Raw genomic sequence first — 13,249 nt, 5'->3', positions numbered from 1 at the left:
TTAAATGAAAGCTATTTTGGTTACAGGAGGCGCAGGATTTATTGGTTCACATTTAGCTGAATCATTGTTAAAAAATGGTCATAATGTGATTATAATTGATAATTTTAATGATTATTATGATCCTACTATAAAAAGAAATAATATTCTTGAGATAAAAAAAACAATGAATAATTTACAAATAGAAGAGGGGAAATTTATCATCTATGAAGGTGATATTAGAGACCAAAAGCTTGTAGATAATGTTTTTTCAGAGAATAAAATAGATATGGTCATCCATTTAGCGGCTATGGCTGGAGTAAGATATTCAATAGAACAACCTAAATATTATGTTGATGTAAATGTTAATGGAACTTTGAATTTATTAGAAGCATGTAGATTACATCATGTTAACAAGTTTATTTTTGCTTCTAGTTCCTCATTATATGGAAATAATAAAAAAGTACCTTTTTCAGAATTAGATTCTGTCGATAACCCTATCTCACCTTACGCAGCAACTAAAAAATCAGGTGAAGTCTTATGTCATACTTATTATCATTTATACGACATTAGTTGTGCTTGTTTAAGATTTTTTACAGTATATGGACCACGACAACGCCCTGATTTAGCTATTCATAAATTTACAAATTTGATTCTTCAAGATAAAATGATTCCTTTCTATGGAGATGGAACAACAGAAAGAGATTATACCTATATTGATGATATTATTGATGGTATCACAAAGACAATACAATGGATTAGCAAAGAAGATAAAAAATATGACATCTTTAATTTAGGTGAATCAAAAACAATTTCACTGGCAATGATGGTTAAAACAATTGAAAATACGTTAGGCAAAAAAGCAAAGTTAAATATAATGCCAATGCAACCAGGGGATGTACAAAGAACTTTTTCTGATATTTCTAAAGCTAAAAAAATTCTTCAGTATAACCCAACAACTAAATTTGAACATGGAATTAAACAATTTATTGAATGGAAATTAAAAAATAGATAATTTTAAAGATTCATATACAATTAATATATCTACTTTATAAAATAAGGAGTTTTGATAGGTATAGAACATGGTTTTTTATGCTTTGGTAATTTATTTGACCAAAAATAAACACTATTGATAGTCTACACCTTGACAAAAACATGTCATAGATTTATAAACTAAGATGTTACAATTGAATATGCTCGTTTAATTGGAATTGACCTATAATTATTGGCTCTTTGTCAAGTAGTGTGGGTAGAGAATATCCAATAAACTGACATTAAATCAATTACGAGGATTAAGCTGAATGACTTAGTCCTCTTTTCATTGTTCCCATTCCATGAGAAATGAGAATTCGTAGTTTAAAATGATGATAGCTTCTATAACCAAAAGCTATACGCTTGATAACTTTTATTTTATTATTTATACCTTCAATTACACCATTTGTATAATTAGTAGACATTAGATTTAGAATATAGGATTTATTCTTACGAATAGATTTAACTGATGTTTTCATATAAGCTGATATGTTTGGGTATTCTTGTTCAATTTGATCAAGAGTAGTTGTAAAGAGTTCTGGATTTTTGTTTTTAATACTATGTAAAAGGTCCTGATATAGTTCATATGTATCTCTAAGTTCATTACTTTGATCTAGTAAATAATTTACAATATCTTCTTCACACATCATTTGTTTAAAACAATAAACTTTTCTATAATTTTTGATGTCTAATTTAGCCCGATCTTTCAATATAAGCTTCCAATAACGTTTAAACTTATTGTAGTTCTTTTTATCTTGATTCATAATTCTAACTCTAGTTTTATTTAATGAGCGAGAGATTAATTGAATAATATGGAATTTATCCATAACTATTTTAGCGTTAGGAAAGAGCATCTTTATAAGTTGAATGTAGGGCTTGTACATGTCGATAACGATTAATTTTACACTTCTCCTTGCTTTTTTAGTGTATCGTTGGAAATATTTGATTAATGAATTTAAGCGTCTATCTTCAACGATATCAATTATGCTTCCATTATGAGCATCACAAAAAAGAAAAGACATAGCCCCTACTGATGATTTAACTGATTTAAATTCATCAAAACAAAGTTGTTCAGGTAAATAATTATAATTAGGCTTATGCACTTCATAGAAACTGTTTATAACACGATTTACAGTGGAATGTGATACATTATGTTCTTTGGCTAAATCACACTCAGAAATCTTATTAGAAGCTGCAAGAGCAACAGCTACTTTAGTATTATTAGATATATAACAATGCTGATTAACAATAGATGTCTTGAGAGTAAAGGTACTATTACAATGATGACATTTATAACGTTGTTTTCTAAGTTTTAAATAAGCATTCATATTAGATACTTTAGGTAAAGTTATTGTAGATGTCTTAAAGCCATGCTTTTCAAACTGGTTATCAAATACACAACCACATGAATAACAATATTGAGGCTGATATGTGAGAGTTCCATAATAGATTTGTGATCTAACACCCTTAATAATTTCTTCTGAGTAAAAGTTTTCATTAAAAGAAATATTTTCATCTTTTAAATTTAGTACTTTTACGATACAATTGTATTGAGACATATTTCCAATCCTTTCATTAGTGATTTCGTCGTTATTAATTGTATCAGGATATTGGAAATCTGTCTCATTTTTTTATGCAAATTAAATGGTGTGAGTTTATTACCCACACCAAATATTATAGAACCTAATTATTTAGGTCTTTTTTTAATGTAAATTTATCCAATTAAAAAAAATCGCTTTCATGTAGAAAAGAGTAGAAAAATGTTATATAATGAATGAGGAATAAAATAGGGAGGGGTGAAGTCAGATGGATAGAATAGGATTTGTCATCGTACAATATAATAATGATAAAGATACTTATGTTTGTGTTGATTCGATAAAAAAAACTATGAATGATAATGATTATCATATTTTTATCGTTGATAATCATTCTAATAATAAAGCTTATGAAAATGTATTATCAGCTTATCAAGAGGATGATCGAGTGACAACAATTCAATCACAAGATAATTTAGGATATGCTAAAGGTGCTAATTATGGTGTAGGGTGTTTATTAGAACAATACGATGTTGACTTGGTATGTGTTCTAAATAATGATATTATTTTTGATGTTAACAATTTAAATGAACACCTTAATCAAATTGAAGAACCATATGACTTATTAGCCCCAAATATTGTACAAAAAGATGGGGGAAGTCAAAATCCACAACCAGAGATTAAATATTCGATGATTTGGATAAATATCTACCTCTTTGTGTATTATATTTTATCTTTTTTAAATAGAATTCATCTAGATATGATTTTTTATGTATTAGCTGTAGCTACAATGGGTAAACTTTATGGAAAAGGTAATGTAGCGCCTACTGAAAGACGTTATATTAAAAAACTACATGGAAGTTGTATGTTTTTTACAAGAAGTTACTTAGAACATTTTAATAGACAAGCAATGCATCCAGATACATTTCTATTCTTAGAAGAAGATTTCCTAGCATTAAGATGTAAGAGAGAACAGAAGAAGATTTTATTTGATTACCATATCAAGGTTATTCACTTAGAAGACCAATCGATGGATATGATATGTAGTAATACAAGAGGTAAAAGATGGTTTTTATACCAAAACCATATTAAATCCTTTAAAAAATTTAAGAATTTTTATTTAGAAGACGTACAAAACAAAGTGCTTGTTAAAAATTAAATTTAGAGGTGTTAATATATGAAAATAGCGGTTGCTGGAACAGGGTATGTAGGACTTGTCACTGGGGTATGTTTGGCAGAAGTAGGACATTTAGTCACTTGTGTTGATATAGATGAATCAAAGATTGAAAGAATGCAAGCGGGTATTTCACCAATTTATGAAGAAGGATTAGAAGCACTCCTTCAAAAAAATCTTAGAGAAAATCGTTTAAAATTTACAACAAACTTCAAAGAAGCTTATTCTGATAGTGAGGTCATTTTTATTGGGGTTGGTACACCAGAGAGAAGTGACGGTTCTGCTAATTTAGATTATGTATTTCAAGTTGCAAAAGAAATTGCTGAATCGGTTCAAAAAGATACAATCATTGTCGTAAAATCAACCGTACCAATCGGTACTAATGATAAAGTAGAATCATATATAAAAAATCGCTTAACACACTCAGTCTCTATTGAGGTTGCTTCAAATCCAGAATTTCTAGCTCAAGGCACTGCAGTCCGTGATACTTTGCAAGCCAGTCGAATTGTGGTTGGTGTTGAATCAGAAAACGCAGAAAAGGTATTAAAAGCTGTTTATTCACCATTTAATCAACCTATTTTAGTAATGAATAGAAAAAGTGCAGAAATGGTGAAATACTCATCTAATGATTTCCTTGCTTTAAAAATATCTTTTATGAATGATATCGCTAACCTTTGCGAAATCGTTGGTGCTAATGTAGAAGATGTGGCAACTGGGATGAGTTATGATAATCGAATTGGCAAAGAGTTTTTACGAGCAGGAATCGGTTATGGTGGTTCTTGTTTTCCTAAAGATACCAAAGCCCTTCATTGGTTATCAAGTCAGTATGGATATGAGTTAAAGACAGTTAAAGCTGCGATTGAAGTTAATGAAAATCAAAAATATAAATTATATAAAAAAGCTTTGGAAGAATATGAATCTTTAGAAGGATTAACGATTGCTGTATTAGGATTAACTTTTAAACCAGGAACAGATGATTTACGTGAAGCACCTTCTATTCCTAATGTAAGAGCATTATTAGAGCAACGTGCGAAAATAAATGCCTATGATCCTGTTGGGATTAAAAACTTCAGAAAATTGTTTCCAGAAGAGATAAATTACACAAATTCAGCACTTGAAGCATTAAAAGATGCAGATTTATGTTTTATCTTTACTGAGTGGAAAGAAATTAAGAATTTACAGCCTGATGATTTTGTAAAACATATGAAATATCCTGTTGTTTTTGATGGTAGAAATTGTTTTAATGTTTCAGATATGAAGGATGCAAATATCAAATACTATTCAATCGGTAGATAGAGGGGTGACCCTCTTTTTTCAAAGTGAGGTAAATGATGAAAACAGTTAGTATAATATGTCCTGTTTATAATAGTGAAGATTATTTATCACAATTAATTAAATCAATTATCGACCAAAGTTATCCAAATTTTGAATGTATTTTTGTTGATGATGCATCTACTGATAAAAGTTGTGAAATAATAAATTCAATTGTGGATAAGCGTTTTATATTAGAGCAAAATGAGAGTAATCAAGGGGCACAAGTGTGTCGAAAAAGAGGTTTTGAAAGTTGTCATGGTGAGTATGTTGTTTTTATTGATAGTGATGATTATTTAGATGTGAATTACCTAAAAAATCTACTTTTAAAACTAGAGCAAGATCAGTCTGAAATAGTAATGTGTAATTATGAAGTAATTAATCAAAATAATAAATTATTAAGAAAGAACAATGAAGTAACACCAATTCCAAAAAATCAATTCCCTCTTTACGCTAAAACACATAAGGAAGTCATTATGTCAAAACCAGCTTTTTGGAATAAAATGTTTACTCATACTTTTTTACTAAAATATTTATCATTTCCAAATGTAACCGTAGCCCAAGACCTTTCTATCGTCCCTTTATTATTATCAAAAGCAAAAATCTCCTATGTAGATGAAGTTCTCTATTATTATCGTGTCATAGATAAGTCAATTTCTAATACATATGATAGACGATTATTAGACATTCATAAAAGTTTTTTACATCTTAAATCTTTAAAAAAGGAATATTATTTTGAACTAGAATTTATGGCCATAGGACATTACTTTTATCAAATGAGTAAAGCCTTATTTATTAAAGATAAAGATTTAAGGTTATCCGTATACTGTGAATTAATGCATAATTTAAAATGTGAGTTTCAGTCTTTTAAGAAAAATCCTTACTATAAAAAACGATTAGATTATCGTGTATATATATTTATCTTAAGTCAAAAAATAATATTTAGTAATCCGATTATCCATTCACTTGTTTCATCAATTACTAGAATAAAAATAATCAACAAATGGATTAGAAAATCTGATAAGTAAAGAGTTATTGTATAAATAACTCTGTTTTCTATTCTGTATGTTTATTTATATAAAAAATCACTTTAGAAAAACAATTTATCTGTAAATTAATGATATAATAGAATAAGCAATTATATAGAGGTTAAGATGATGAAATTACTAAAGAAATATAAACTAGAATTACAGTTGTTATTTTTAATGATTGTGACATTAAACTGTTGGTTTTATAAGACAGATGATTATAAATATGCATTTATCGTATATTGTTTAATTTTTCTGTATTTAATGATTAAACAAAAATCGATTTCCTATTTTGTGGTTGTCTGTATATTCTCAATTATGAGTTTACAAAATGACAGTGCTTTTAAAATTGATTATAGTTTAGTTATCATTTTGTTTTTTTATGTATTATTAGTTAATATCAAAAATAAATATTTTGCCATGGGAAAATTATTCATTCCATTGGTTGTATATTTTCTTTATCAATTATTATCCCTACTATGGACCCCTGTTAAAAGTTTTGGTATCTATGGTTTAATGGCTGTCATTGAAGGGTATGCCATTTATTATATTATCACGAATGGACGCTTTAAAGTGAAAAAACATCACTTATTAGATATCTCAAAAATAGCAACTTTTATAATGCTTACATTATCAGCTGAAATCTTTTATAATTACCATATCTACGGATTTGAAAAGGTCATACACAGTAAGAATTTAGTTGACCTTGGATTTAGTTATTCTAATTTTATCGCTGTCATATTTGTATTACTTATTCCTATTGCCTTATATAAGTATTTAGATAAAAAACATTATTATATCGGCTATTTTTTATTAGATTTACTTAATATTTTCGGATTATTATTGACTCTTTCTCGGGGTGCAATTTTAGGATTTGCTTTCTCACTTCTCTTATTTATCTTATTACTAGTTAGAAAAAGATTCCTATTACGTTTTGGAACGATTATTGCTGGAATATGTATAATCATCTATAAGAATGAGCGGTTTAATCTTTACTTTAATCTAGTTAAAGATAAATATTTAACCAAAGAATTTGTGAATGATAATGGGAGATTTTCACTTTATGAATTAGGATGGAACAGATTTTTAGAAAACAAATGGTTTGGTGATGGTATTAAATCAAGTAAGTACATGATTAATCATTATTTAGGAACAACGTCTGGTCATTATCATAATTTTATCATTCAAATTGGTGCAACCTTAGGGATTGTAGGACTTATTTTATTTTTAATTGTGGTCTTAAGATGGCTTAGAGTATTATTTAAACCAAGAGATACTTTTGTCTTGTGTAGTACTATTAGTATTATTGGTGCCTTATCTCATCAACAAGTAGATGTAAGTTTTGATTATTTTTATTTCGGATTAATCTTTTATTCAATCTTAGGAATTGTTGAGATATACAGACACTCTATTAAAGATGACCTATTAAACTTAAAAATTTATCAAAAACACTAATATTTAATTGTTTATTCGCATATTTTATAGTGATGTGCAACTCTAATAATTAACTTCAATTAATTATTTATGATTTTCAAGAAGGATGGTGTATTAGTATTTCGTTACAACCCTAATGATTATTAGTTTCCTGTAACAAAATATTTGATTTTCCTCACCATAGGGCTCTGCTCATTCTTAAATTATCAAGTTGTATGATTAATTTGTTTTAAACCATAATGAAGTTTCTCCTAAGTTCATTAAGAGCATCAAACCATTATTAAATAATGGATAATTAGGGTTATCAAGTTAAATTATGAATGAATACTTCAGAGGTTTGTTTCTAGATTTAATTTACCTCTTGTAATTGAAGGTGATTAGGGGTGCATATTAAGGTAAGATTTTATTTAATCTTACCTTTTTGTTTTTTTAATGCATGTTACAAATTACCAACCATTATAATTGTTTATATTTCGACAAGTAATTTTGTTAATAATAGTTTTATTATTTGAAAGAATATAAATTGTAGATGATACCGCTTAATATTTTGAATATCAAATATTTTGATGTACAAACTATTATAATTGCGTTATAATTATATTGTAGTACATCAAAGATTACACAACATAGATAGGAGATAATTAAAATGAATATAAAACCACTTAAAATAGGAGAACTAATCGCTAGATTACCCATAATTCAAGGTGGAATGGGAGTTGGCGTCTCACGCTCAAAATTAGCAACAGCAGTTACGAATGCTGGAGGAATTGGGGTGATATCATCTGCACAAATTGGATATGATGAAGAAGGATTTAAACAAAATCCTATAAATGCAAATTTAATTGCATTAAGAAAACATATTAAAAAGGCTAAAAAAGATGTTAAAGATGGTATTATTGGTTTAAATATAATGGTAGCATTAACTAATTATGAAAAGTACGTTGAAACTGCGATTCAATCAGGCATTGATTTAATCATATCTGGTGCTGGTTTACCAACAAAATTACCAGAACTTGTAAAAAATAGTAAAGTCAAAATAGCTCCGATTGTATCGTCCTTAAGATCAGCTAAGACAATATTAAAAGTTTGGGATCGAAAGTCAAAAACAACTGCAGATATGGTTGTAATTGAAGGACCTAAAGCAGGTGGCCATTTAGGGTTCTCCTTAGATCAACTACAAAATAACTCAGTTGATTTAGATCAGGTATTATTAGAGGTTTTAAATGAAGTTAAATTTTATGAAGAAAAATATGATAAACAGATTCCTGTTGTTGTTGCAGGGGGAATTTACACAGGAGCTGATATTGCGCATTTCTTAAAATTAGGCGCAAGTGGTGTCCAAATGGCAACACGTTTTATTGCGACAGAGGAATGTGATGCACATGAGAATTTTAAGAAAATGTATGTAAACTGCTCAAAAAATCAAATAGAGCTTGTTAAAAGTCCTGTTGGCTTACCTGGACGAGCAATTTCAAATCAGTTAGTTGAAAAAATCAAACATGAAAATGTTTTGAGTGAGCAATGTTATGGTTGTTTAAGTTTAGATCATTGTGATAGAGTCAACATTCCTTACTGTATTTCACAGAAATTAATTGAAGCAGTAAAGGGCGATGTTGATAATGGATTATTTTTCTGTGGAGATACTGCTCATCGAATTAATAAAATTGTTAAAGTTCAAGATTTAATGAATGAGTTAGAAACTGATATTTTAGCTGTTGAATAAATTATACTAAAATTAAACTTTCCTTACTTATAAGGAAAGTTTTTTAACTTTATTTGATTAGTATAAACAAAGTGAAAGTTGAATTTTTCTGGAAAATATTGTAAAATAGATAAGGGATAATAACAGGGGGTATATCGAATATTTATAAAAAAGGTTTGAAAACTATAATTAAGTAATGGGGGTTCAAATCAATAATGATGAACAATTTGACTTTAATTGGGTCGTTTATTAAAGCTGAGAGAAAATATCGTAAACTTGCTCAAAATGAATTAGCACAACTTTTACATGTGAATCAAAGTACAGTAAGTAGAATAGAAAATGGTGATTCAAATATAACCTTAGAACATTATGATAATGCTTTAAGGTGTTTTAACATTTATTTAAATGCTGAAGACCATCGATTTGAAGAAGCATTAGTGGTAATGTATCATTCAATGGATGAAATAAAAGCTAAAGAAATTCAAGTAATCTATGACCGCGTTAATTCTTATCTAAAATTGAATGTCACTGATTACTATTTAAAAAAGCTCATTGAAGCATGTTATCATTTATTTATCTATAATATAAAAAAATTCAATAAAAACATAGAGTATTTAATGGAAATTGAAGCAGTCTATGAATCTAAATCTCTTATGATATTTTTAGTATTAAAAGGCTATTATTACCATCTTAAAAGAGAGTATTTAGAAGCAGATCATATGTTTAGAGAAGCTTGTGTTATAGAACAGTCCTTAGAACTTAGTGATAATGCCTTACATTATATTTTCGCTTATAATAATATTATTTTAAGAAGATATCGATTATCCCATCATGATATTATGGAATTGATTAATCGTTATCAATTAAGTGGAAACATCTATAAAGAGGTCATAACAAGGAGGTTACTAGGATTTATCTATTTCTTTGACTCTAATTATCAAGATGCGATAGACATTTTAGAGGCTTGTTCACTTAATGAATATGTACTTCAAATGCTTCCTAATTTAAGAATTCAATGTAATTCTTATATTGGAGCATCTTATTTAGGATTAAAACAATATAAGGATGCAATTCCGTATTATAAGGACAATATCGATAACCGAATAAATAATGATTATTTAATCTATTATTATGCCTATTTGTTTTATTGTTTTAAAAAAACAAATCAAAGAGATGAATTCATTCATTATAAGAATCAACTATTTAAAGAAGAAATCTATCAAATAAAGGAAAATAGAATTATTATAGATATATTTTCCAATTATGATGATTTTATTGATATTGATTTATTTGTTGAATATTTCAATTTTCTTTTTCAACAAATTTTTCAACATAGTGATTGTTATCAGCACATGAAACTGGCATTCTCTCTTGTGAAAGATACTTTGTGGAAAAAACGTAAATATTTGATGTATAAGCAATTTAGCGAGGTCTGCTTACGAGTTCGTGTGGGAGGAATTTGTCATGGAATCTAATTTAAAGTATAAATTAGGATTTATTATAAAAGTCAATCGAAAATTAAAGAACCTCTCTCAACAGAAGTTGTCCAATAGTGTTAATTATAACCAAAGTGTTATTAGTAAAATTGAAAGAGGCAATGACTCAATTCATATTTCAATTTATGATCTATTACTAAAGTATTTCAACCTTAGCTATGTTTATGACTCAGAAATTGATCATCGTGTTAATCAATTAATAGATGATGTATATGATGCTTTTTTATATTTGAAATATGATAATCTTAATGTATTAATAAAAAAGACTTATGAACTTCAAAAAGAAAATCAAAATGTCATTCGTATGTATGAATTATTAATACTTGAACTTGTATTAAGATTCATTAATCGTGAATATAATAAATGCCGAGATATGATTAATAATTTAACATACTTTTATCCAGTATGTCATCAAAAATGTCAATTATGTTTTATCTATTTAAGTAATTATTTTAAAATTTATCTAGAAGGGAAAAAGATCAATATCATTAAGTTCAATAAAAAATATCAATTAAATCAAACGGATGGGTTCGTTGATTATTTCAATGGTTGGTGTTATTATTATGAATTTAATTATTCTAAAGCACTCAGTTATTTGTATCAAGCAGTAGATAAATTTTTGCAAAAAGGAAATATCGCCCGGATGATTCGATGTGAGTTAATGATAAATGAAATTTTACTGATTGATAAACATTATCTAGATGTATTCAATAGAACAAAACGTATTATTAATCAATATAAAATAATAGAATTAAGTGAAGATTATTCACGTTTGTTTTTTCATTTAGGCTATAGTACTTACTATTTAAAAAAATATGAACAAGCAAAAAGTTATTTTGAACGTATCATAAATGATAATACTTCAAAGGAATATTCTTTTACCAATTATATGTATCTTAAATGTTTATTAAAAATTGGTAAAAATATTAATTTAGATTTTGTTAATGATTTGGATGAAAAGAAAGAGAATATATTCACCATATTATTTTTTAAAGAACTTGAAAAGGATCATTTTTTTCATCTCATTGAAACATACATAATTCCTGATATAAAACAGCAGATTTTCAAAACTGAATACCAATATTATACTTTTTTATTACTTGATCATTATTGGAACACGAAAAAGTATAGACAATATAAGAAGTTGAACGAAGATATTTATAAAATTTTACATCTTTTATAATATTCTTTAATATTGTAAAGGGTTTATTAATATTATTTTATTAAAAAATACTTATTTAAGTAAGATAAAAAAAGATTGTTTTATCTTCTTTTTTGTTGTATTATATAAATATATCGTTGTTTTTAATGCATCTTTCTTAGAATGGGGGATTATAATTGCTTCTATATAAACATACAAATAACTTTCAAACATTAGATAGTATTGTGGAATTTACTAAGAAAATTGAATTCATCAAATCTACAGGTGAGGTTAACATAGAAATTGATGGAGACCCAATTTTGACTATTTCTGCAGAATTAGGAGATTATAATATGATTTTAACCTTATTAGATTTAGGTGCAGATATTAATGGGTTTAGAAAAAGTAAATATGCTTACGGGAACACTGCTTTAATAGAAGCGGCTCGTTATGGGTATTACCATGTTGTTAAATTACTAATTGATTATGGGGCGGATTTAGATGTAACTAATTATATGGGGAATTCAGCTTTAATGTTTGCAACCTTAAATCGTCATGTAGAGGTAGTGCGATTGCTACTAGAACATGGGGCATCTGTTGATATAGCTGATAAGAACAATGATACTCCTTTATTAATCTCATCAGCAAAAGGGTATTTTGAAATTGTGGAGTTACTCTTAGAATATCATAGTAATATTGATTATGTTGACAATGATAAAGATGATGCAATTATATTAGCTACAAAATGTGGAAATTACAAAATCGTGAAGTTATTAAAAAAATATAAACAATTAAAAAAATAAATATTTTAACATTAGATCTATAAAGTGGACCAGGATTATTGGTTTTTACTTTATAGTTTTTTCTTTACAATTTAAGAGAATTGATATAAATTAAAATATGGTTCCTATATAGAAACCATATGTTCATTGTTTTATACTTCCACGATGTTTTCGTGATTACTTTTCCAAATTGCATACTTAATTAAATCTTTTCTAACAGAATGAATTAAGAATTTTATAAGTCCTATTTTCTTGACGATTTGAACACCAGGTACTTGATCTATAAAAGATCTTCTAGGATAAACAAAATAGGACAAAGTGGAAATAAGGTATAAAATAGTCCTAACTGGTATTTTTTTATAAATACCATTTTTATAATCTGATATTAATGAAACTATAATGTCTAAATAATATGATATTTCTTCTTTTTCATTTAATCCATTATATTTTTGATTCGCTAAGCAAATTAAATAAGACTTTTGATTTGGATTATTAAAATATAGACCTAGGACATTATCAAAATTTTGATCTACTTTTTTTAATTCATCAAAATATTCCAAGATCATCACCTCATATTAGGTTTTGATTTATACACCTAAATCATACATTAATTCAATAAAAGCATATCACTTTATACC

At 27.1% G+C, this 13,249-nt stretch carries 11 protein-coding genes; 9 read left to right on the top strand and 2 right to left on the bottom strand.

Annotation, left to right across the window (positions count from 1 at the left end; translation table 11 throughout):
• The first annotated feature begins 4 nt into the window (after positions 1-4).
• On the top strand, positions 5-991 hold the full coding sequence (locus KHQ81_09475) for an SDR family NAD(P)-dependent oxidoreductase (GenBank protein ID QVK17118.1): 987 nt from the start codon (positions 5-7) through the stop codon (positions 989-991).
• A gap of 277 nt (positions 992-1,268) precedes the next feature.
• Here the strand turns inward: KHQ81_09475 and KHQ81_09470 are convergent, their stop codons facing one another.
• Complete coding sequence (locus KHQ81_09470; GenBank protein QVK17117.1) at positions 1,269-2,567, bottom strand: ISL3 family transposase; 1,299 nt, start codon at positions 2,565-2,567, stop codon at positions 1,269-1,271.
• Positions 2,568-2,814: 247 nt separating this feature from the next.
• Here KHQ81_09470 and KHQ81_09465 point away from each other — a divergent pair, with 247 nt between their 5' ends.
• From KHQ81_09465 to KHQ81_09430, 8 genes are all read left to right on the top strand, one after another.
• Positions 2,815-3,702: a glycosyltransferase family 2 protein gene (locus KHQ81_09465; GenBank protein QVK17116.1), complete on the top strand. Its 888-nt coding sequence runs from the start codon at positions 2,815-2,817 to the stop codon at positions 3,700-3,702.
• A gap of 18 nt (positions 3,703-3,720) precedes the next feature.
• On the top strand, positions 3,721-5,013 hold the full coding sequence (locus KHQ81_09460) for a UDP-glucose/GDP-mannose dehydrogenase family protein (GenBank protein ID QVK17115.1): 1,293 nt from the start codon (positions 3,721-3,723) through the stop codon (positions 5,011-5,013).
• A gap of 35 nt (positions 5,014-5,048) precedes the next feature.
• On the top strand, positions 5,049-6,056 hold the full coding sequence (locus tag KHQ81_09455) for a glycosyltransferase (protein ID QVK17114.1): 1,008 nt from the start codon (positions 5,049-5,051) through the stop codon (positions 6,054-6,056).
• 126 nt (positions 6,057-6,182) lie between these two features.
• On the top strand, positions 6,183-7,511 hold the full coding sequence (locus KHQ81_09450; protein ID QVK17113.1) for an O-antigen ligase family protein: 1,329 nt from the start codon (positions 6,183-6,185) through the stop codon (positions 7,509-7,511).
• Between the two features lie 625 nt (positions 7,512-8,136).
• Positions 8,137-9,213, top strand: coding sequence for a nitronate monooxygenase (locus tag KHQ81_09445; protein ID QVK17112.1), 1,077 nt, complete (start codon positions 8,137-8,139; stop codon positions 9,211-9,213).
• A 194-nt stretch (positions 9,214-9,407) separates the two neighbouring features.
• Positions 9,408-10,667 (top strand): helix-turn-helix transcriptional regulator, encoded by a 1,260-nt coding sequence (locus KHQ81_09440; protein QVK17111.1) that lies wholly within the window; start codon positions 9,408-9,410, stop codon positions 10,665-10,667.
• Positions 10,657-11,871, top strand: coding sequence for a helix-turn-helix transcriptional regulator (locus KHQ81_09435; protein QVK17110.1), 1,215 nt, complete (start codon positions 10,657-10,659; stop codon positions 11,869-11,871). Before KHQ81_09440 ends, KHQ81_09435 begins: the two co-directional genes overlap by 11 nt.
• A 155-nt stretch (positions 11,872-12,026) precedes the next feature.
• The gene (locus KHQ81_09430) at positions 12,027-12,632 is read left to right on the top strand and encodes an ankyrin repeat domain-containing protein (protein QVK17109.1); all 606 of its coding nucleotides are present in this window, start codon (positions 12,027-12,029) and stop codon (positions 12,630-12,632) included.
• A gap of 131 nt (positions 12,633-12,763) precedes the next feature.
• On the opposite strand, the gene KHQ81_09425 is transcribed toward KHQ81_09430, so the two are convergent.
• Complete coding sequence (locus KHQ81_09425; GenBank protein QVK17108.1) at positions 12,764-13,171, bottom strand: hypothetical protein; 408 nt, start codon at positions 13,169-13,171, stop codon at positions 12,764-12,766.
• Positions 13,172-13,249 lie beyond the last annotated feature (78 nt).

This window comes from Mycoplasmatota bacterium (assembly GCA_018394295.1).
Taxonomy (GTDB): domain Bacteria; phylum Bacillota_I; class Bacilli_A; order Haloplasmatales; family Haloplasmataceae; genus JAENYC01.
Note: the sequence above shows the minus strand (reverse complement) of the source record. Positions and strands in the feature narration are given on the sequence as shown.

Bases quoted from the DNA above. Each gene is read 5' to 3' on its own strand.
- KHQ81_09455 (QVK17114.1), top strand. From the start codon at position 5,049: ATGAAAACAGTTAGTATAATATGTCCTGTTTATAATAGTGAAGATTAT.
- KHQ81_09475 (QVK17118.1), top strand. From the start codon at position 5: ATGAAAGCTATTTTGGTTACAGGAGGCGCAGGATTTATTGGTTCACAT.
- KHQ81_09465 (QVK17116.1), top strand. From the start codon at position 2,815: ATGGATAGAATAGGATTTGTCATCGTACAATATAATAATGATAAAGAT.
- KHQ81_09460 (QVK17115.1), top strand. From the start codon at position 3,721: ATGAAAATAGCGGTTGCTGGAACAGGGTATGTAGGACTTGTCACTGGG.
- KHQ81_09470 (QVK17117.1), bottom strand. From the start codon at position 2,567: ATGTCTCAATACAATTGTATCGTAAAAGTACTAAATTTAAAAGATGAA.
- KHQ81_09435 (QVK17110.1), top strand. From the start codon at position 10,657: ATGGAATCTAATTTAAAGTATAAATTAGGATTTATTATAAAAGTCAAT.
- KHQ81_09445 (QVK17112.1), top strand. From the start codon at position 8,137: ATGAATATAAAACCACTTAAAATAGGAGAACTAATCGCTAGATTACCC.
- KHQ81_09450 (QVK17113.1), top strand. From the start codon at position 6,183: ATGATGAAATTACTAAAGAAATATAAACTAGAATTACAGTTGTTATTT.
- KHQ81_09440 (QVK17111.1), top strand. From the start codon at position 9,408: ATGATGAACAATTTGACTTTAATTGGGTCGTTTATTAAAGCTGAGAGA.